This window comes from Pseudomonas triclosanedens (genome assembly GCF_026686735.1).
Classification (GTDB): domain Bacteria; phylum Pseudomonadota; class Gammaproteobacteria; order Pseudomonadales; family Pseudomonadaceae; genus Pseudomonas; species Pseudomonas triclosanedens.
In genome coordinates this window covers 5,595,741-5,616,683 of the sequence record NZ_CP113432.1, presented here as the reverse complement: position 1 = coordinate 5,616,683, position 20,943 = coordinate 5,595,741, and the positions used below count along the sequence as shown (strand labels likewise).

The window sequence follows — 20,943 nt, the reverse complement described above, 5'->3', positions numbered from 1 at the left end:
GTCGCGCGCTGCGGGGAAAGCCACCTTGATGCACGGCAACGCCGCGGTTTCAGCGGCTGCGCAGTTGATAGATGGCGTGGCTTTCTGCGACGACGTTACCGTTCTCGTCTTTCAATTGCAGGTCGAGGACGAACTCGGATTTGCCCTGATGAGTGGCTTCTTCGCCGATACGCTGGATATCCGCCTCGCTCAGCCGCGCATCGACCGTCACATCGCTGGCCGCAGGGCGCAGGAAGCGCAGCCCGGCTTCTTTGACTATGGGGTAGAAGCGCCGCGCATCGAAACTGGTCAGCATCAACACACCGCCGGGTAGCTCGGCCACGGTGAACAGCGCGCCGGCATACATGTTGTTGATGTGGTTCTCGTTACCCTTGAGCGGCATGCGCAGGCGCACGTGGCCCGGTTCCAGAACCTCGGCCTTGAGGCCGGTGCGCTTGACGAAGGCAATGTGTTCTTCGGTGAGCTGGCGGATGAAATCTTCGGGATAAGGCATTGAGCGCTCCGTTCGCCTGGACATTGTTTTCGTCCAAGACTAGCCGCACCGCGCGCCCTGGCAATGACCGCACGGATTGACCGGATCGCTCAGCGAACGCCTGCCTCAGACACCGTTGCGCGCCAACCAGTCGAGCAACTGCGGCAGCGGCACGGCACCACTCTGGCGCGCCACTTCCTGCCCGTTGCGCAACAGGATCAGGCTCGGGATCGAACGAATCCCCAGGCGCGTGGACAGGTTCGGGTTGGCATCGCTGTCCAGCTTGGCCAGCCGCACCTTGCCCGACAGCCGCGCCGCCGCCTGCTCGAACACCGGCGCAAAACCCTTGCACGGCCCGCACCATTCCGCCCAGACGTCCACCAGTAACGGCAGATCGCCCTTGGCCTGGGCGGCGAAGCTGGCTTCATTCAACTCGAAGGGCCGGTCGACGATGACCGCGGACTGACAGCGCCCACAACGCGGCGCATCGCCCAGACGCTCGGCCGGAACGCGGTTGAGGCCGTTGCAGTTGGGGCAGGGGATGATCAGGGAGTCGGACATGGTGGGGGCTCCAGAGGCAATGGGGAGCTAGGTGGAGGCGGGGGAGGGGAATATCAAGCGGGACGGTCTGTGGAGGGCTTCTGTTCTGTTGTGACGATACTTCCAGCCAATACATGATCAATCTGGAAATATTGACTCTGAAAAAGAGAGCTTTCCCCATTTTTCTCAAATGCACAAAAAACAAAGCCTGCGAAAGCGGGCTTTGTTTTTTTTGTGCGGAACATCTTGTTAGATAGCTCTAACATATCAGGGGTAAATTCACCCCTGTTGGTTTAGTCAAACAACCCGCGAATAGCTATTTTCTCATTTTCGCCTTGACTTACTTTGAGTATGAATTTTGCTGCATGACTAAGTTTTTTTATTTCGCCAGAGTTATTAGGTAGCAGGGCCTCTCCACTAATGATGCCTGCCCATTGCGTGCGTAGTGAGAATACGCACAAGGTTGGATCGATTGTGACTCCTCTGTTTTTATTGTATCTAGCTGAGGTTATCGAAAGTTCCCATAGTTTAATTAGATTTTGTGCCGCTGAGTCGGATATGGGCTTGCTCTTGTACTCACTCCCTGTCTCGTCGCTCTTGGTGTTTGTGAGTGTGAATTCTCTTTTCTTGACTAAAAGCTGAACGGGTTGATCAGGCACTATAGAAAAGGCTTCGTAGTTTCCTGGTGTTCCCCTGATTCCGACCATGATCTCTTTGGACATGCTTGGAAGTATGTGTGCGGTCAACACCACGTCAGGTTGAGAACCCTTGCTAAAGACATGCCTCAATGCCTCGTAGTAATTCCCGAAGCTAAACAGTGGGGAAGCCACGGGGGAAAGATTTCCATTTATCTCACTGGCAGTGGAGGCTAATGGGAATACAAGCGAGGAAATGATCAAAAAATATATGCGCTTTGATATCTGGTTCATTGGCATCCGCAAGCCTCTGGCTCCTTGTTAGGGAGCTGCCGGTATGGGTTGTTAGGATTTTGAGGGTAGTCGTAATATGCGTTAATGCCACTTGGGGTGTTTAAATAAATTCCAATGTTAGAATTTCTAGATGTGGACATATCACCTGGGACGCTCCCGTCGTAGCTTCCTGAGAAGTTTTCTTGGAACATAGTTGGACCAACAGGTGGGTGTGTATGCCAGATTTTTCTTGCTTTTGGTGGGCGCGAACTATCCAGTTTGTCGGGTGGCAGCATTCCACTCTGCCAGTCATCTGCGGGTGGAAGTTCGCCCTCTATAAAATTGTAAGACCAGCAGTTTCCCGCCGGATACACCCAGCCCCCATACTCAATACTCTGATTTCCTCGCTTTCTAGCATATCTAGCTGCATCAATTGCTGCATCGTCTGGGGTCCGGAAAAGATCGCCAGGATCAAGGCCTAGCATGTCTACCAAGCTGAGCGGGTTCGCCGCGACGTAGCCATAAATATTTAGTCCTCCCGCCAACCCAATCGGATCACTCTCCACATACCGCCCAGTCTCCGGGTCGTAATCCCTGAAGTAGTTGTAGTGCAGCCCGCTCTCCCCATCGAAGTACTGTCCCGGGAAGCGCAGGCTCAGTACGGTCTGTTGCCCAGTTCCCTGCGGATCCTGATTGGGTGTGCCGTTGCCGAAGGCATCCGACTGCCATTGCCAGACGATCTGCTGATTCGCCGCCGTAGCCAGGCGCGGCGTATTCAGGTGGTCGCCGTGCAGGTACAGCACCTGCGGTGCGCTGGTTCCCTGGATGATTACGCTGGCCAGCGGCATGCTGTCGAGCCAGAGGTACGCCTGGGTGCGTTGCTGAGCGCCGGTACTGGTGTATTCGCTTTCGCCAAGCAGTTGCCCGTCCGGTCCGTACAGGTAGGTGGTGAATCCCTGTCCGGTTAGCTTGGCCACACGCTGGCCGAGGCTGTTGTAGCGATACTCCGCCACCTGCTGGCCATTGATTTTCACACTGGCCAGGCGGTTCTGTGCGTCGTAGCCGAGCAGTCGGCTGGCGCGATCCTGGGTCAGGTTGCCGGCGGCGTCGCTAGTGACGGCCTGGCTGTCGATGGCGGTCAGGCGGTTGCTGTCGCTGGCGTATTGGTAGGTGGTGGTCGCGGTGGCGCCGTTCTCGGTTTGCTGCCGCTGGGTGCGGTTGCCCACCGCATCATAGCTGTAGCTGCGTTGCTGGCCGGTGCCGTCCTCGCTGGTCAGCCGGTCCAGGGCGTCATAGCCGTAGGTCAGGGTGCCCCAGAGGTTGTTCGCGAGTTCGGTGATGTTGCCGTTGGCGTCGCGCTGGTAGTCGTTGCGCCACGGGCCGACGTCCTGGCGGGTCAGCTGGTAGTCCTGGTCGTACTCGCGCTTGAGCTGGATGCCGTTGGCCCAGGTCAGCTGCTGCAGCGGGCCGAAAGGCAGGTAGTTGATGCCGCTGGCCAGGTTGGTGGCGCTGCCGCCGTTGAGAGCGACGGTCACGCTGGCGACCTGGCCGCCAGTGTTGCGTGGATATCCAACCTGTACCGCGCCCGGATAGCCGATGCCCACCAGTTGATCGGCGGCGTCGTACTGGAAGGTCGCGGTGTCTGTCAGAGCCTGGCCGTTGACGCTGAGGTTGCGCGCCTGCTCGATCAGGTTGCCGCGCGCGTCGTAGCGATAGGCAAGGCTACCGCTGCCGTCCTGAATCGCCGTCAGCCTGCCGATGCCGAAGTTGCCATTGGCGCTGGCGTCATAGCTGTAGGTGGCGTCCAGCGCCGGTGTTGCCGGGTAATGACGTGCGGTCAGGCGGTTCAGCGCGTCGTAGCTGAAGGTGACGACCACGCCGCGGGCGTCGGTCTGCTTGGTGATATTGCCGGCGTTGTCGTACTCGAAGGTACTGGTGCCGCTGTCCGGGCTGATCAGCCTGGTCAGGTTGCCCAGGCCGTCGTACTCGTAGCGGGTGGTGACGCCGCGCGGGTCCTGCACCTGGGTGAGGTTGTCCTGGCCGTCGTAGCCCAGCTGGGTGACGCCGTTCAGGGCATCGGTCTGGCTGACCAGGCGATCCAGTGCGTCGAAGCTGCTGGAGTTGCTGAACTGGCGCGGGTTGGTGTGGCCGGTGGTGTTGTCGTTCAGGTCGTACTGGTAGTGATCGGTCTGCGCGCCGGCGCCGACCGAGCGCAGCAGGCGGCCCAACTCGTCATACACCCAGCTTTGCTGCTGCTTCAGGGTGCCGCTGGCGTCCTTAAGGCGCTGCGCGGTGCGCTTGCCGGCGACGTCGACGTCGTACTCGACACGCTCGCCCAGGTTGTTGGTGATAGCGGTCAGGCGGCGCGCCGGATCGTAGGTGTATTGCAGCCAACTGCCGTCGGCGCGGGTGATCCTGGTCAGTTGCCCGACTGCATCGTGCTCGAAGCTGGTGGTGCTGCCGGCGGTGGTGATGCTGGCTAGCTTCGGGTCGACGCCGCTGTAGGACAGGATGCTGACCACGCCGTTGGCATCGGTGATGGTGCCGGGGTTGCCACGATCATCGTAACTGCCCAGCAGGGTTTCCTGGCCCAGGGCGTTGGTGACCTTGGAGAGGTTGCCCTTGGCGTCGTAGGCGTAGTGGGTGACGTCCTGGACGTCGGTACGCGGGCCGTCCGCGCTTTCGATTCGTCCCTGGGCGGTGTAGGTGTAGCTCCAGCTGCGCTCGGCCGCTGTCGCGGACAAAGCGAGGCCGCAGGCAAGGGCGAGCGCGCCCAGCCTGTACATGGGATGTACCTGCATGATGACTTCCTTGGCGTTAGCGAGGGGTGACGGTCTGGCCGAGAGGGCGGCCCTGGGCGTCGTACTGGTAGGTGGTGATGCGGTTGGGTTCGGTGACTTTGGTTTTCAGGTAAAGGGTTGGATGCCACTCGGTAGTGATGGTGCGCGCCTCGGGCGTGCCGGAGGCTTCGGTGCGGCTCACTTCCAGACCGCGAGTGTTGTAGTCGTAGGTAGTCAGATTGTTCTTTGCGTCTATTTTTGACTCAAGCAGACCTCGACTGTTGTAGGTGAACTTGGAATTGCTGTAGGGGCAGTTTGAGGTAGCCTCGCCTTCAATCGAAGTGATCTGCTTTATTCCATTGATTGTCTGGAATTGATATGTGGAATTCCTGCCGTACTCATTAGTTACGGTTGTGGTTCCATCTCTGTTGTATGAAAGAGACACTCTCTCGGTGCCATTGGCGTGCTCGCTAGATATGGCGAGCCCTTGGCTGTCATAGTCCCATTTTGCATATTGAACTCCATTCTCGTCCGTGATTCCCGTTAGCAGGTTTCTGTTGTTGGAATCGCTGTAGTGATAGTTTCGGAGGCTATGGTTTCCCCCTAGTGTTCGGGTGACAGATAGTAGTCGGTTAATTAACCTGTCTTCTGTGCCATAGGTGTAAGAGGCCTTGAAGCTACCTGCTTGCATGGATAGGGGTTGGTGATTAGGGTCTTCGGTGTAAATTAAGCTATTTCCTGTTTGATCTTGTATGGTGACTTTGTCATCGCTGTAGGTTATTTCGTATTTGTTCCCGGTGGGATCAATCCAATGTGTCATTCTTCCACTTTCGTTGAAAATTATTTCCCCACTTCTTGAGCTTCGATAAATCCAGTTGCTGCCGGATTTTAGAAGTGTTCCAGAATTATTTGATTGCGCTGATATATTATCTCCGGTGATGGTGAAAAAGCTCTCCTTTCCGTCGGGCTGTACTAATGCCAGGCTCCCGAAGTTGGTAAGCCTTAAGTGCGTGGAGAAGTTGTGTCGCCAAATTCCATCTAGGCTGTTGTAGGTGCGCGAGAAATTTAGTGATGGTGAGTTTTCAGATCTGTAGTCTGTTTCTATTTGAAATTTGTTCCCTATCGCTATATTTATAGGGTTGGCAGCACAAGACTTTGAGTCAGGTATGCCTTTCTGCTCATCTCTAGTGCACCCGCCTTTTGTTGGGTTGTATTTCTTGTCAAGTGAGCAGCCAGCACCATCCCTAGTGCTATAGGATGTGTATGCTCCGACCTGAGGGCGGCCAATTTCATATACGCCAACAAAGCAGAGTGCACTGTGGTCCGGGCCGCGATACTCTGAGCCTTTGTATACTATGTTGAATCTTTTGTCGTACGAGTAATATGCTTTGTACCAAGTGAAAAAATTCCAGCACACTTCTTCGGGGGTTGAGCCGGTTATTTCAGTGTTGGCTGTGGATCTCCAGTAATAATCTTCAGCACTTGCTCCTCCGGTAGCGAGAAAGGTTGCTGTGAGTAATAGGGGTAGTCTATTTTTCTTCATCTGTTTGTCTCGTTGGTTATTGCTCTTGTGATCCGGTTGTAGGACTGGGGTAAATGACGAGGGGTATTGATTTTGTCAGGTATTATTTGTTTTTATGATTTGTCTGGGTTTATGGGCGTTTCTGCTGGGGATTTATCTTTGAAGATTTCAGTAATAAGTTGTGGTGTCTAAAGTATTTCGGTGTCGTATCGGTATTAGATAAGTGAGAGTTTCCTTCTCCTCTAAAATCGAGTGCATCCATCTTGTGCATGGGATGTACTTGCGCGGGTTTTTCCGGCGTTAGCGAGGGGTGATGATCTGGCCGAGCGGGCGGCCCTGGGCGTCGTACTGGTAGATGGTGATGCGGTTGGGTTCGGTGACTTTCGTTTTCAGGTAAAGGGTTGGATGCCACTCGGTAGTGATGGTGCGCGCCTCGGGCGTGCCGGAGGCTTCGGTGCGGCTGGTTTCGAGGTTGCGGTCGTTGTAGTCGTAAGTGGTCAGGTTGCCCTTGTTGTCGATCCTGGTCTTAATCAGGCCGTGCTCGTCGTAGGTAAAGCTGGAGTTGCTGCTGGGACAGTTGGTAGTTAGTTCGCCTTCGATGGATGTGATGCGCTTGGTGCCCTGGATTGCCTGGAATTGGTAGTTGGCTCGCTTGCCGTACTCGTTGGTGACAGTGGTGGAGCCATCGCCGTTATAGGTGATGGTTACTTTCTCTGCGCCGTAGGCATGTTCACTGGAGATGGCTCTGCCAAGCGTGTCATAGCGCCAGATGGCATATCGCTCCCCGTTTTCATCGGTGATACCTGTCAGCAGCGAGCTGTTGTTTGTGTCTTCGTAATGATAGATCCGCTGAGTGGTGCCACTTGGGGAGGTACGAGTTAGCTTCGTGAGCCGTCGGTCGCTGTAAGTGAAGGCGATCGTAATGCCCGGTGCGCTGAACGAAAGGGGCTGCTTGTCTGGGTCTACGGTCAGCGTGACAGTGTTGGAAAGGCTATCGGAGATGGTTAGAAGATTTCCGTTGTAAGTAAGTTGTTGAAGGTTTCCATTGGCATTCAGCCAACTCGTCAGGTCTCCGGAATTGCTGAATGTATATGTGGTGTTTTCAATAGATGTATAAGTCCAGCCAGTTTCTGTCTTTTTCAGAACTCCGCTACCGTAAGACGTTGGTGTTATGTTTGTACCGTTGACCGTAAAGTAGCGCTCCTTTCCATTTCCCATGATGAGTGCCACGGACTGGCCATCCTGAGAGATCTGGAGTTGTGTCGAGAAACTGTGTCGCCAGAGACTGTCAGAACTATTGTAAGTGTGTGAAAGATTAAGCTCAGGATTCCCAGGGGCTTGGTAGTCGAGTTCTTCCTGGTATTTGTTTCCTGTTGAGAAATTTACAGGGTTTCCTGCATATGAAGTGGTCGGGGAACAGTGTTCCGGCGGGCCTTTTTCTTCTGGCGGACGACAGGTTTTATTGTAGGGGTTTGCGCTTTGGAAAGCGGTTTCCGGGGGGCAAGTATCGCCGTACCGGTATATTTCAGTCCATGCTGTGTATTTATCAATTTTTCTAAATGATGTGCATCTGAAATTCTTGTCTGTGACTCTCTTTAGGCCGGAATAATAGTAGTCGTACTGCCATCCAGCGGCTGCGATCTGGTCGCATACCTCGGCTGGCGAGTTTCCTTTGTATATGCGGATGTCGTTGTCTGCTCCTATGTGCGGGTTTGATTCCCAGTAGTAATTTGTTGCGCTTGTGGCTGCGGTGGGTAGTGCGAGAGATGTAGTGAGTAATATCGCCTTGACGGCTGAGGTTTTATGCATTATCTGTTGCTCCTTTCCTTATTTTGTCGGGTGGGGAGTCCTGATTCGTCCGTTGGGTTGATGAAAATAAAAAGCCCGGCTCAGAGGCCGGGCTTTCATGTTTCACTCAGTTTTTTGGGGCGTGGGTTTGAAGGTTGACTTGTTTATATTCCACTATTCCTGAGAAGGGAATGATTTCTTGTGCTCGAACTTCAATATGTGGTCATCGCACCATTAATGCAGTGCGGCGGCACGGCCACATGAAGCTGGGGGCGTGCCGCTTTCAGTTCGTGTGAAGTGCTCGGCGCATTATGCAGCGGACCGCAACCCCACCCGCGAGGAGCCGGAGCAGCGCTCCCCGCAGGCCGGCGTCGTTACACGCGGAAGTGGCTGACCAGCGTCTGCAACTGGCCGCCCAGGCGGGCCAGTTCGACGCTGGAGGCGGCGACTTCTTCGTTGGCGGAGGCGGTCTGTTCGGAGACGTCGCGGACGTTGACTACGCTGCGGCTGATCTCTTCGGCGACTGCGCTCTGCTCTTCGGCGGCGGTGGCGATCTGCTGGTTCATCGCCTGGATGTTGGACACGGTGCGGGTGATGTTGCCCAGGGATTCGCCGGCCTGGCGGCTCAGGGCGACGCTGCTGGCGGTCAGTTCGCGGCTGCCGAGCATGACGCTGGAGACCTGGCGGGTGCCGCTTTGCAGGCCGGCGACCAGGGCTTCGATTTCTTCGGTGGATTGCTGGGTGCGCTGGGCGAGGGCGCGCACCTCGTCGGCGACCACGGCGAAACCACGGCCGGCCTCACCGGCGCGCGCGGCCTCGATGGCGGCGTTGAGGGCGAGCAGGTTGGTCTGTTCGGCAACCGACTTGATGACGTCCATGACTTTTCCGATCCGCTCGCTCTCCTGTTCCAGGCGTTGCATGGCGTCGGCGGAGCGCTCGACTTCCTCCGCCAGGCGCTCGATCTGCCCGACTGCCTGGTTCACTACCCGGTCACCCTCCTGGGCTTCGAGGTCGGCGGCGGAGGCGGCGACCGATGCCTGTTCGGCGTTGAGCGCGACTTCCTGCACGGTGGCGGACATCTCGTGCATGGCGGTAGCGACCTGGTCAGTCTCGACTTTCTGGCTGTTGGCGCCGGCGCTGGTTTGTTCGGTGACGGCCGAGAGTTGCTCGGCGGCGCTGGCGATCTGGGTGACGCCGTCGCGGATGCCGCCGATCAGGTCGCGCAGGCTCTGGCTCATGCGCTGCATGCTCTGTTGAAGGCGGCCAAGTTCGTCGCGCCGGGTGACACGGATGTCCTGCGACAGGTCGCCGGCGGCGATGCGGTCGACCACCGCCATCGTGTCGTGCAGCGGCCGGGTGATCTGGCGGGTGATGATGACTGCTGCCAGTGCGCCGAGCACCAGGGTCAGCAGTGTGAAGAACATTTGCAGGCTGCGGGCGCGGGTGCTTTCCACGTCGCGGCGGTCGAGCTGCAACTGGTAGAGGTTCTCGCTGATCTTGACGATGTCCTGGCCCTGGACGGTCATTTCCTTGCGCGCCTGGACGATGCCGGCAATGTTCGTGCGCAGGCCCTGCACGGCCTCGCGGTAGGCACGCAGGGCGTCGCCCAGTTGCTGCACGCGCGTGGCCTGGCTGGCGCCGAGCACGCTGTGCAGCTCGGGCAGGCTGGCGATACTGGCGTCCAGTTGGGCGGTCACGCCATTGCCGTCGCTGGTGAGTGCGTCGGCAAGGTAGTCGCGCACGTCGTAGCGGGCCTGCAACAGTTCCTCGCGGGTGCGGCTGATGGCTCGGTAGCGGGCGGCGCGTTCTTCGTCGGCGGGGGCCTTGAGCACTTCATCCTGCAGTTGCGCGGTGAGTTCGGTGGCGCGTGCGGCGTTCTCTTGCAGGGCGCGGCGGGTGTTTTCGGCGCTCTGGTAGCCCGAACGCATGTCGGCCAGGGATTTCTCGTAGTCGGCGATGACGCCGCCGAGCTGGTCGAGCATGCGCACATTGTCCGGGCTGGTGAAGTAGCCGCGTAGTTGCTGTTGATGGGCCTTGAACTCGCCCAGGGTGGCCATGACATTGGCAGCCTCCTGATCGGCGCCGTCGGCGATCATGTATTGCAGGCGGGCGATGCGCAGTCTGGTGAGGCGCGAGTTCAACTCGGTGATGTCGCTCATCCAGTTGCTGCGGTCGATCAGCGAGCCAAGGCCGACCCAACTGACTGCCGCGAGGATGGCGGTGAAGGCGAGGACGAGGCCGAAGCCCAGAGCCAACTTGAGGTTAACGCTCAGGTTGGATATCCAGCTATTCATTGACGATCTCCAGGAAAGGTTGTGTGAAGTCAGGCCGTTCGGAGATTGTTCTTGTTGGGGGCCAGTGGTGGCGAAGCACGCCAGGACCCTATCGGCAGGGTTTGGCGGAACCGGATGGTCACGGGCGAAAAAAGTTCTCCACCGACCGGCGCCGGAGGCGGATCGGGATGGAAAGGTCTTGGGGGCGGGAAGGACGCTGATGGCCGCGCAAATCCCTTTTTCGCTGGCGTATCGGTTGGTGCGGTCGCGGGGTTGCCCGTGCGCCGGGTCTGCCGGTCGGCAAGCGGGCAGCGCGCGATTCTACGCGAGCTGGCCGCGCCAGTCTGCACGGTGATGGCGTCGGGGTATCACGGGAGGCGGGTGCGAGGCACCGGAGTGGTGCCTCGCGCCACTGGCATCAACCTTCGGCGGCCTGCAGGGCCTGGTTCAGGTCGGCGAGGATGTCGTCGATGTGCTCGATGCCGATGGACAGCCGGACCATGTCGCGCGGGACGCCGGCTTTCTCCAGCTCCTCGTCGTTCAACTGGCGGTGGGTGGTGGAGGCGGGGTGGCAGGCCAGCGACTTGGCGTCGCCGATGTTCACCAGACGCACCACCAGCTTCAGTGCGTCGATGAAGCGCGCGCCGGCCTCCTGGCCGCCCTTGATGCCGAACGAGAGGATGGCCGCCGGCTGGCCGCCCATGTAGCGCTGGGCCAGTGCGTGCTCGGGATGATCCGCCAGGCCGGCATATTTCACCCAGCTCACTTGCGGATGCTGTTGCAGGTACTGCGCGACTTTCAGGGCGTTGTCGCAGTGGCGCTCCATGCGCAGCGCCAGCGTTTCCAGCCCTTGCAGGATGAGGAAGGCGTTGAACGGCGAGAGCGCGGCGCCAGTGTTGCGCAGTGGCACCACGCGGCAGCGGCCGATGAAGGCGGCGGGGCCGAAGGCTTCGGTGTAGGTCACGCCGTGGTAGGACGGGTCGGGGGTGTTGAGCAGCGGGAAGCGCGCCTTGTGGTCGGCCCAGGGGAATTTGCCGGAGTCGACGACGATGCCGCCGATGCTGGTGCCGTGCCCGCCGATGTATTTGGTCAGCGAGTGCACCACGATGTCCGCGCCGTGTTCGAACGGACGGCAGAGGATCGGTGTGGCGACGGTGTTGTCGACGATCAGCGGCACGCCGTGGCGGTGAGCGGCGTCGGCCAGGGCGCGCAGGTCGACGATGTTGCCTGCCGGATTGCCGATGGATTCGCAGAAGATCGCCTTGGTGCGCTCGTCGATCAGCGCTTCGAGCGCGGCGATGTCGTCGTGTGCGGCGAAGCGGGTCTGGATGCCGAAGCGAGGCAGGGTGTGGGCGAACAGGTTGTAGGTGCCGCCGTAGAGCTTGGCCACCGAGACGATGTTGTCGCCGGCCTCCGCCACGGTCTGGATGGCGTAGGTGATGGCCGCCATGCCGGAAGCCACCGCCAGCGCCGCCACGCCGCCTTCCAGCGCTGCTACGCGCTCCTCCAGCACGGCGTTGGTCGGGTTCATGATCCGCGTGTAGATGTTGCCGGCGACCTTCAGGTCGAACAGGTCGGCACCGTGCTGGGTGTCGTCGAAGGCGTAGGAGGTGGTCTGGTAGATCGGCACCGCCACGGCCTTGGTGGTCGGGTCGGGGCTGTAACCGGCGTGGATCGCCAGGGTTTCCAGTTTCATCGCGCGTGTTCCCTGTGGGCGTAAAAGAGCAGGGAGCATGCGAGGCGGCTCGATGGCCGGTCAATGACCGGGAGCAATTTCCGCCTCCTGTGGCTAGAACCCTTGCGCCTGAGCTTATAACCGCGTCAGGAGGAACAACTGATTTCCAGGTGGCGTCCCCAGTCCGGCGGGCGACGGGTGAAGGCTTCGGCGCCGGCCTGTTCCTCGAACGGGCGGCTGAGCACTTCGTGCAGGCGGCGCACCACGCTGTAGTCGCCTTGCTCGGCGGCGGTAATGGCTTCCTGCGCCAGGTAGTTGCGCAGCACATAGAGCGGATTCACCGCGTGCATGCGGATGCGCCGGGCGTCCTGGCTGTCGTCTTCGCTCGCGGCGCGGGCACGGTATTCGGTGGCCCAGGCATCGAAGGCAGCCAGGTCGACGAAGTCGTCGCGCAGCACCGCCAGTGCCTGCTCTGGCGCCTGTTCGCCGAGGCGGCGGAAGAACAGTGAGTAATCCACCGCACCCTTCTGCATGGCCTGCAGCAGGCGCTGGACCAGTTCCAGGTCGCCGTCCTGGGCGGTGGCGAAGCCGAGGCGGCGGCGCATCAGGCTGAGGTAGTGCGCCTGGTAGAGTGGCAGGAACAGGTCGAGCGTGGCGCGCAGGTCGTCGACGGCGACGAACGGCGTCAGCGCCTGGCCCAGCGCCGCGAGGTTCCAGTGGGCGATGGGCACCTGGTTGCTGAAGGAGTAGCGGCCGGTGTCGTCGGAGTGGTTGCAGATGTGATTGGCGTCGAAATCGTCGAGGAAGGCGTAGGGGCCGTAGTCGAAGGTGATGCCGAGGATCGACATGTTGTCGGTGTTCATCACTCCGTGGCAGAAGCCGTAGGCCTGCCACAGCGCGATCATCTCGGCGTTGCGTTCTACCACCTCGCGGAACAGCGCGAGGTACGGTTTTTCGTCCGCCAGGCACTGCGGGAAGTATTCGCGCAGGACGAACTGGGCCAGGGTCTCCAACTGCTCCTGCTGCTTGGTGTAGTAGAAGTATTCGAAGTGACCGAAGCGCACGTGGCTGGGTGCCAGGCGCAGCAGCATGGCCCCGGTTTCCTTCGTCTCCCGCCATACGGTGGTGCTGGAGCCGGTGACGCACAGGGCGCGGCTGGTGGGTATGCCCAGCGCGCAGAGGTATTCGCTGGCGAGGAATTCGCGGATCGACGAGCGCAGCACCGCGCGGCCGTCGCCCATGCGCGAGTAGGGGGTCAGGCCCGCGCCCTTGAGGTGCAGGTCCCAGTGCTCGCCGGCGTCGTTGAGCACTTCGCCCAGCAGCAGGCCGCGGCCGTCGCCCAGGCGCGGGTTGTAGGAACCGAACTGGTGCCCGGAGTAGACCATCGCCCGGGGCTGGGCGGTGTCCCAGAGCTTGTGGCCGGAGAAGATTTCCGTGAACAGCGGGGTGTCGGCTTCGCTCGGGTCGAGGTCGAGCAGCGACATGGCCGCCGGGCTGGCGACGACCAGGCGCGGGTCGGCGATGGGATCGGGCAGGACTTCGGTGGAGAAGGCATCGCCGAGGCGGGCGAAGCGGTTGTCGAAGGTCAGTTCGTCGAGCTTTTTCACACATATCTCCCTAGGGCCTGCTCCCGTTTCGGCGCGAGCCGCGCTGAAGCGGGAGCAGGCTCATTGTCCGAGCATTGTGCTCGGACTTATCGGGAGGCGTCCAGCCTCAGGCCTTGTCGCCGCCGGGTTTCTCCGGCGTTGGCTTGACCTGCACCGGTACGGCGGCCGCTTGTTGCTGGCCGATGATGAGTTGGGCTTCCTGGCCTTGGAGGTTCTTCACGAACACGTCGACCTGGTTGAAGGCCATCTCGATGTTGTGGTCGCGGAAGGCCAGGGCGATGCGCGTCAGGGTTTCGTCCACCGCCGGGTTGCGGTCGCCCAGTTCGCGCACGTGGAAGCGCAGTTCATAGTCGAAGGTGCTGGCGCTGATCGTGGTGAAGTACAGCACCGGCTCCGGGTCACGCAGGATGCGCGGGTTGGCGTGGGCGGCGTCGAGCATGAGCTTGCGCGCCAGCGCCAGGTCGCTTTCGTAGGCCAGGCCGATCTTGACCGTTACGCGGGTCACCGTGTCGCTCAGCGACCAGTTCACCAGTTGGCCGGTGATGAACGTCTGGTTCGGGACGATGATTTCCTTGCGGTCGAAGTCGGTGATGGTGGTGGCGCGGATGCGAATCCGGCTGACGGTGCCGGACAGGTTGCCGATGGTCACCACGTCGCCGATCCGCACCGGGCGCTCGAAGAGGATGATCAGGCCGGAGACGAAGTTGGAGAAGATCGCCTGCAGGCCGAAGCCCAGGCCGACGGAAAGCGCGGCCACCAGCCATTGCAGCTTGTCCCAGCTGACCCCCAGGGTCGACAGCGCGGTGACGATGCCGACGCCGCTGATCGCGTAGGACAGCAGGGTGGTGATGGCATACGCGCTGCCCTGGGCCAGGGTCAGGCGCTGCAGCACCAGCACTTCGAGCAGGCCCGGCAGGTTGCGCGCCAGGGCCAGGGTCACGGCGGCGATCACCAGCGCGATGATGAAGTCGCTGAGGCTGATCGGCGTGGTGGAGGCTGCGTCGCCGGTGCCGCTGGTGTACTGGTAGAGGGTCACGTTGTCGAGGTAGGACACCACGCTGATGAGGTCGGCCCAGACCCAGTAGAGGGTGACCACGAAGCCGATCAACAGGCCCAGACGGATCAGTCGCATCGACTGTTCGTTGATCTGTTCGATACCCAGTGTCGGCTCTTCCACCGCGATCTCGGTGCCCTCGATACCTTCCTTGGGCTGGTTCTGCCGCTTCGCCAGCGCCCGCTGGTAGGCCAGGCGGCGGGCGGCTACGCCCATGCCGCGCACGAAGGTGGCTTCCACCACCATCCAGAACATCAGCAGGAACAGCGTGTCGATCAGGCGGTCGGTGAGCTTGAGCGCGGTGTAGTAGTAGCCGAAGCCGACGGCCAGGAACAGCGCCACCGGCAGGGCAGTGAAGCCCAGGCCGACGATCATCTTGATCATCGACGGACGCTCGCTGGAGGGGCTGTTGAACAGCAACTGGGCGAGCAGCCAGGTCATGGCGCCATAGCCGAACAGCACCACGGCGATGCCGATCACGTCGTCGGCCAGCGCCGCCGGCTGGTGTTCGGCGACGGTCACCACCGCCACCAGTGACATCACCACCAGGCCCAGTCGGCGCATGATTTTGCCGAGGAACTGGACCTGCGGCGGACTCCAGTGGAAGTGCCGCTCGGCGATGCTGCCGGGGCGCAGGATGCGGTGGGCGGTGTAGAACACCATCCAGACCTGGGCCATTTCCAGCAGCGCGCTGCCCAGGGTGGCGTTCTGTCCGCGGGCATCGAGCAGCAGCGCGAGACCGCCGATGGCCAGCGCGAGGGTGCCGGGCAGTGCCAGCAGCATTGCCACCAGCAGCGCCAGCGGGGTGTGCAACTGGCTGTCGCGCTTGAAGTGGCCGATGTCGTCGTTGAGCGAGGCGAGCTTGTCGTAGAGGTACTTGCGCTTCCACAGCAGGCCGGCGACCAGCAACAGCAGCGGCAGGAACAGGAACGGCCGGTCGATCAGGCCCTCGCCCAGCTCGGTGATGCCCGAGCCCCACGGTACTTCCGAGAGCTGATGGTGGAGCAGCGCCGGAGTCATCTTGAACCACGACAGGTCCAGCGGGCGGTTGCTGGGAATCCAGAACATCTGCTCGTCGAGCGTGGCGCGCAGCTTGTCGCTGGTCTGCTTGAGTTGCTTCTGGTTGAGCTGGAGGGTGATCGCCTCGTTGAGCAGGGCGTTCAGCTCATGGTTCAGGCGGTCCATCAGCTCCAGGCGGGTGTCCACCAGTTCGGTGAGGTCCTGGCGCAGGCGCGGCGTGAGGTTTTCGCTCGGTTGCTGGGCGAGCTGGCTGTCGATGTAGACCTGGGTGTCGTTCAGTTCGTCGCGTTTCTGATTCAACTCGAACTGATACAGGCGCAGGTCGGCGATTTCGTCTGCCAGGTCCTGGTCTGTCTTGATTACCGGCAGTTGCTGTTTCTGCTGGTAGAGGATCTTCGACAGCAGCAGGCTGCCGCGCAGGACGTTGATCTGCTCGTCCAGCGCCTGCTCGCTTTGGGTCAGGTTGTCGAGCTGCTGCTTGGCTTCGAGATTGCGCCGGGTGAGGGCGTTGAGGCGGTCGGTGGTGCGCAGCAGGTAGTCGGAGAGGCGCAGGTTGGTCGCACTTTCCTGGCTCAACAGGCTGTCAGTCCCCACGGCCTGCCCGGCGTCCTTGGAAAGCTCGGCGACGGTCTTCTCGGACTGCTCGCGACGCTTGTCGCTGATCATCGCCTGCAGCGCAAGGGTATCGCGCTCCTGCCGCGCGATACGCTCGGCGAGGAGGTCGCGCTGGCTGGCGGCGAGGTCCTGGAGCAGGTTGTTGCCTGCCAGTTGCTGGCGCAGCAGCAGGTTCTGCGCGGTCAGCGCGGCCTGTTCGGCCAGCAGCTCGCCGCGATGTTCGTCGCTCACCGGCTTGCCGCTTTCCTTGCCGGCCTTGAGTGCGGTGCCAATGTCGAGCAGGCGGCTCTGGTTCTTGCTCAGGTCGGCCTGGGCGCGCTCAGGGCGGGTCTGTGAGGTGATGATCTGGCTCTTGGCGTCGATCATCTGCTTCTGCCAGGCGGCCAGCTCGGTGGATTGTTCGTTGAGCAGCATCTCCAGCTGGGTGGTGCCGTAGGCGCCATAACGCTGGTTCGCCGGCTTGTCGCTGCTGGCTTTCAGGCGGGCGAGCGCGCGCTGGTTCTCGGTGATCTGCCGTGGCGCGTCGGCAAGCTGGCCCTTGAGGTCGGCGAGCTGTTTCTCGCTGTCGGCCTTGCTGGCGAGGAACTGGAGGGTGTTCTCCAGGCTGGTCTTGACGACCTTCAGGTCCGCTTCCGGGAGCTTGCGGTTGGCGAGGCTGTCGAGGCTCTGCTGCACCTGGTCGGCGCTGGGCGGAGTGTTGTCGGCGGCCATCGCGGGCAGGCCGATGAGCGAACCGCCCAGGAGGACGGTGGCGAGGAGAGTACGCAGCAGGAATGACATGGTCGCGTTCAGCGGCTCGTGCGGAGGTGGTGTGAGGGTAGTTCTGGCTGCCCGGCGCCCGCAAGCGGGCGCCGGTAGGCGGTCAGAGGAACAGACCGGGACCGGGGCGACCTTCGGGGAATTTGACCCCGACCTTGCGGATCTTGTTCCCGTCCAGGGCGGCTACCGTCCAGGTCAGGCCGTTCCACTCGACCTGGTCGCCGATGATTGCCTGGCCGCCGATTTCGTGGGCGATGAAGCGGCCGAGGTTCTGCTCGCCGTCGACGCCTTCGAGCTTCAGGCCGTACAGCGAGGCGACAGCGGAGAGCTGGGCATCGCCTTCCAGTACGAAGTCGCCGAAGAAACGCGCGCTCAGCCCGCGATCCGGCGCCTGGCTGAACAGCTTGCCCAGCGCAGAGAGGTCATGTTCGTGGCCGATCACGCAGAGAATGTCGTCGGCTTCGAGAATGGTACTGCCGGAAGGGTGCAGCAGTTGGGTACCACGGAACAGTGCAGCGATGCGGGTGCCTTCAGGCATCTTCAGCTCGCGCAGGGCGGCGCCGATGCACCACTTTTCCTTGCTCAGGTGGTAGACGAACAGCTCCCACTCGCTGGTCGGGTGGACTTCCAGGCCGGCGCGGGAGATCGGCGCCGGGTCCGGCGGCACCACCACGCGCAACAGCTTGGCCGCCCACGGCAGGCTGGTGCCCTGCACCAGCAGCGATATCAGCACGATGAAGAAGGCCACGTTGAAGAACAACTGGGCATTCGGCAGGCCGGCCATCAGCGGGAACACCGCGAGGATGATCGGCACCGCGCCGCGCAGGCCGACCCATGCGATGAAGGCTTTCTCGCGGGCATGGAAGGCTCGGAACGGAATCAGCCCGACCAGCACCGAGAGCGGACGGGCGAAGAGGATCATCCACAGCGCCAGGGCCAGCGCCGGCAGGGCGATTGGCCAGAGATCGTGGGGCGTGACCAGCAGGCCGAGGACCAGGAACATGCCGATCTGCGCCAGCCAGGCCATGCCGTCGAGCATGTGCAGGATGCCGTGGCGCGAGCGGATCGGCTGGTTGCCCAGCACCAGGCCGCACAGATAGATGGCGAGGATACCGCTGCCGTGCACTGCGTTGGCTACGGCGAAAATCAGGAGGCCGCCGCTGATCACCAGCAATGGGTAGAGGCCGCTGGCCAGGTGCATGCGGTTGATCACCTGCAGCAGCAGCCAGCCACCGCCCAGGCCGAGCAGCGAACCGATGCCGAACTCCCGCAGGAAGTGCCAGAGAAAACTCCAGCTCAGGCCGGCTTCGCCGTGGGCGAGCATGTCGATCAGGGTGACGGTGAGGAAGACCGCCATCGGGTCGTTGCTGCCCGACTCGATTTCCAGGGTAGCGGTAACCCGCTCGTTGAGGCCCTTGCCGCCGAGCAGCGAGAACACCGCCGCGGCGTCGGTGGAGCCGACGATGGCGCCGATCAGCAGGCCCTCCATCCAGCTCAGCTTGAACAGCCAGGCGGCGGCGATGCCGGTCAGGCCGGCTGTGATCAGCACGCCCGCGGTTGCCAGGGAGAGCGCAGGCCAGAGGGCCACGCGGAAGCTGGCCACCCGCGTGCGCAGGCCGCCGTCGAGCAGGATCACGGCCAGCGCCAGGTTGCCTACCAGGTAGGCGATGGGATAGTTGGAGAAACCGATGCCGCCGGGGCCGTCGGTGCCGGCAAACATGCCCACGGCGAGAAAGATGACCAGGATCGGGATGCCCAGTCGCGAGGACAGCGAGCTGACCAGGATGCTCATGCCTATCAGCACAGCAGCGATCAGGAAATAGCTGTTGATGGCCACGGCATCCAAAGTGTCGACCTCCTGGGAAATGGGGTGGCGACGCTACGAGGGATGGGATGCAGGCCGCATGCCAACCGATTCTAACCTGCGGATTTGCAAGGCTGTCAAAGGCTAATTGCGTGGCTTGGGACGAAGCTTTCAGCGGCCTTTCAGAAGGATGGCGACGCGTGCTGCGCGGGCTGCCCCGGAAGTGGGCACGGCGCTCGGCGCGCGGGCATAAAAAAGCCCCGGACGTGACCGGGGCCAGAGGGGCATGCGAGACCTAGAACCAGGAATCCCGCATGGTTGAACAGGTGTCGTCGCGGGCTTCGAGCAGCGCCAGCTCGTGGTGGCAGGACGGCACTTCCCAGGTCAGGAAGTAGCGCGCGGCCTGCAACTTGCCGTGATAGAAGTCCGCGTCCGCGGCATTGCCTTCGCTGCTGCGGATCCGCGCCAGGCCTTCCTCGGCGCGAATCGCCTGCTCCAGCCAGCGCCAGCCGATCACTGCGTGCCCGAAGACCTTCAGGTACAGCGCGGAGTTGGCCAGGCCCTGGGCCACGCGACCCTGCATCAGATCGCCGAGCAGGCTCAGGGTGGTAGCCGACAGGCGCGCCATCAGTTGTTCCAGCGGCTGGCGCAGCTTGTCCAGCTCCGGGAATGCCTGGGCGCGCTCGCAGCATTGGTTTATCAGGCGGGTCAGTTGCTTGAGGCCCGCGCCGTTGTTCTGTGCCAGCTTGCGGCCGAGCAGGTCCAGCGACTGGATGCCGTGGGTACCTTCGTGAATCGGGTTCAGGCGGTTGTCGCGGTAGTACTGCTCCACCGGGTATTCGCGGGTGTAGCCGTGGCCGCCGAGAATCTGGATCGCCAGCTCGTTGGCCTTCAGGCAGAACTCCGAGGGCCAGGATTTGACGATCGGAGTCAGCAGGTCCAGCAGCTCATGGGCCTGCTTGCGTTCTTCCTCGGTGGCCAGTGTCTCGCAATCGTCCACCAGCCGCGCGGCGTAGAGGCCGAGGTCGAAGGCGCCTTCGACGTAGGCTTTCTGGGTCAGCAGCATGCGCTTGACGTCGGAGTGCTCGATGATCGAGACCTGTGCAGAGGTCGGGTTCTTGGCGTCCACCGGACGTCCTTGCGGGCGCTCGCGGGCGTACTCCAGAGAATACAGGTAGCCGGCGTAGCCAAGCATGATGGCGCCCATGCCGACGCCGATGCGCGCCTCGTTCATCATCTGGAACATATAGGCCAGGCCCTGGTGCGGCTTGCCCACCAGATAGCCGACACACTCGCCCTTGTCGCCGAAATTCAGCGCGGTGGAAGTGGTGCCGCGCCAGCCCATCTTGTGGAACAGCCCGGCCAGGGTAACGTCGTTGCGTGCGCCCAGGGAGCCGTCGTCGTTGACCAGGAACTTGGGCACGATGAACAGGCTGATGCCCTTCACCCCGGCAGGGGCGTCCGGCAGCTTGGCCAGCACCATGTGCACAATGTTCTCCGACAGCGGGTGGTCGCCGCCGGAAATGAAGATCTTGTTGCCGCGGATCCGGTAGCTGCCGTCGGCGGCCGGTTCGGCGCGGGTGCGGATGTCCGCCAGGGAGGAGCCGGCGTGCGGCTCGGTCAGTGCCATCGTGCCGAAGTAGCGGCCTTCGATCATCGGTTGCAGGAACAGGCGCTTCTGCTCGTCGCTGCCGAAGGTCTCTATCAGGTGGCTGGACCCCATGCTCAGCATCGGGTACGACGAGGTGGCGATGTTGGCCGACTGGAAGTGCGCGAAGCAGGCGCGCGACAGCAGGTGCGGCAACTGCATGCCGCCTTGCTCGAAGCTGCGCGAGGCGTTGTGGAAACCGGCCTCGTTGAAGGCGTCCACGGCCGGCTTGACTTCGGGGATCAGCACGGCGGCGCCGTCCACGTACTGTGGCTCGTTCTCGTCGTTCTTGCGGTTGTGCGGCGCGAACAGTTCCTCGGCTATGCCGCGGGCAGTGCCCAGGGCGGCATCGAAGGTTTCGCGATTGTGTTCGGCAAAGCGTTCGCGCTGGGTCAGGGCCTCGGCATCGAGCACTTCGTAGAGTTCGAAGGCGAGGTTACGGGAGCTGAGCAGGGTCTCGGACATGGTCGACCTCCGT

At 61.6% G+C, this 20,943-nt stretch carries 12 protein-coding genes and 1 pseudogene; all 13 read right to left on the bottom strand.

Annotation, left to right across the window (positions count from 1 at the left end; genetic code table 11):
- Positions 1–49 precede the first annotated feature (49 nt).
- Positions 50–493, bottom strand: a complete 444-nt coding sequence (locus tag OU419_RS26045) for a YiiD C-terminal domain-containing protein (RefSeq protein ID WP_254476294.1) — start codon at positions 491–493, stop codon at positions 50–52.
- Between the two features lie 105 nt (positions 494–598).
- Complete coding sequence (gene trxC, locus OU419_RS26040) at positions 599–1,033, bottom strand: thioredoxin TrxC (RefSeq protein ID WP_254476295.1); 435 nt, start codon at positions 1,031–1,033, stop codon at positions 599–601.
- Between the two features lie 272 nt (positions 1,034–1,305).
- A complete protein-coding gene (locus OU419_RS26035) occupies positions 1,306–1,947 on the bottom strand; it encodes a hypothetical protein (RefSeq protein ID WP_254476296.1) in 642 nt (213 codons plus the stop codon).
- Entirely contained in the window at positions 1,938–4,721 is a 2,784-nt protein-coding gene (locus OU419_RS26030; protein WP_254476297.1) for an RHS repeat-associated core domain-containing protein, read from the bottom strand. Before OU419_RS26030 ends, OU419_RS26035 begins: the two co-directional genes overlap by 10 nt.
- A 16-nt stretch (positions 4,722–4,737) precedes the next feature.
- Positions 4,738–6,243: a DUF6531 domain-containing protein gene (locus tag OU419_RS26025; protein WP_254476299.1), complete on the bottom strand. Its 1,506-nt coding sequence runs from the start codon at positions 6,241–6,243 to the stop codon at positions 4,738–4,740.
- 279 nt (positions 6,244–6,522) lie between these two features.
- Positions 6,523–8,031 carry a DUF6531 domain-containing protein gene (locus OU419_RS26020; protein WP_254476300.1) on the bottom strand — a complete coding sequence of 503 codons (1,509 nt, stop codon included), beginning with the start codon at positions 8,029–8,031 and terminating at the stop codon, positions 6,523–6,525.
- Between the two features lie 353 nt (positions 8,032–8,384).
- Complete coding sequence (locus OU419_RS29095; protein ID WP_408004972.1) at positions 8,385–9,089, bottom strand: methyl-accepting chemotaxis protein; 705 nt, start codon at positions 9,087–9,089, stop codon at positions 8,385–8,387.
- Positions 9,090–9,287: 198 nt separating this feature from the next.
- Positions 9,288–10,169 (bottom strand): annotated as a pseudogene (locus tag OU419_RS29090) (methyl-accepting chemotaxis protein); the annotation flags it as partial.
- 532 nt (positions 10,170–10,701) lie between these two features.
- Positions 10,702–11,979, bottom strand: coding sequence for a bifunctional O-acetylhomoserine aminocarboxypropyltransferase/cysteine synthase (locus OU419_RS26010; RefSeq protein WP_254476304.1), 1,278 nt, complete (start codon positions 11,977–11,979; stop codon positions 10,702–10,704).
- 125 nt (positions 11,980–12,104) lie between these two features.
- Positions 12,105–13,565, bottom strand: coding sequence for a protein adenylyltransferase SelO (selO, locus tag OU419_RS26005; RefSeq protein ID WP_254476306.1), 1,461 nt, complete (start codon positions 13,563–13,565; stop codon positions 12,105–12,107).
- A 106-nt stretch (positions 13,566–13,671) separates the two neighbouring features.
- Positions 13,672–17,034, bottom strand: a complete 3,363-nt coding sequence (mscK, locus tag OU419_RS26000) for a mechanosensitive channel MscK (RefSeq protein WP_254476308.1) — start codon at positions 17,032–17,034, stop codon at positions 13,672–13,674.
- Between the two features lie 82 nt (positions 17,035–17,116).
- Entirely contained in the window at positions 17,117–18,859 is a 1,743-nt protein-coding gene (locus OU419_RS25995; protein ID WP_254476310.1) for a potassium/proton antiporter, read from the bottom strand.
- Positions 18,860–19,112: 253 nt separating this feature from the next.
- Positions 19,113–20,930 carry an acyl-CoA dehydrogenase gene (locus tag OU419_RS25990; RefSeq protein WP_254476312.1) on the bottom strand — a complete coding sequence of 606 codons (1,818 nt, stop codon included), beginning with the start codon at positions 20,928–20,930 and terminating at the stop codon, positions 19,113–19,115.
- Positions 20,931–20,943: the final 13 nt, after the last annotated feature.

Bases quoted from the DNA above. Each gene is read 5' to 3' on its own strand.
- OU419_RS26045 (WP_254476294.1), bottom strand. From the start codon at position 493: ATGCCTTATCCCGAAGATTTCATCCGCCAGCTCACCGAAGAACACATT.
- trxC (WP_254476295.1), bottom strand. From the start codon at position 1,033: ATGTCCGACTCCCTGATCATCCCCTGCCCCAACTGCAACGGCCTCAAC.
- OU419_RS26035 (WP_254476296.1), bottom strand. From the start codon at position 1,947: ATGCCAATGAACCAGATATCAAAGCGCATATATTTTTTGATCATTTCC.
- OU419_RS26030 (WP_254476297.1), bottom strand. From the start codon at position 4,721: ATGCAGGTACATCCCATGTACAGGCTGGGCGCGCTCGCCCTTGCCTGC.
- OU419_RS26025 (WP_254476299.1), bottom strand. From the start codon at position 6,243: ATGAAGAAAAATAGACTACCCCTATTACTCACAGCAACCTTTCTCGCT.
- OU419_RS26020 (WP_254476300.1), bottom strand. From the start codon at position 8,031: ATGCATAAAACCTCAGCCGTCAAGGCGATATTACTCACTACATCTCTC.
- OU419_RS29095 (WP_408004972.1), bottom strand. From the start codon at position 9,089: ATGTCCGCCACCGTGCAGGAAGTCGCGCTCAACGCCGAACAGGCATCG.
- OU419_RS26010 (WP_254476304.1), bottom strand. From the start codon at position 11,979: ATGAAACTGGAAACCCTGGCGATCCACGCCGGTTACAGCCCCGACCCG.
- mscK (WP_254476308.1), bottom strand. From the start codon at position 17,034: ATGTCATTCCTGCTGCGTACTCTCCTCGCCACCGTCCTCCTGGGCGGT.
- OU419_RS25990 (WP_254476312.1), bottom strand. From the start codon at position 20,930: ATGTCCGAGACCCTGCTCAGCTCCCGTAACCTCGCCTTCGAACTCTAC.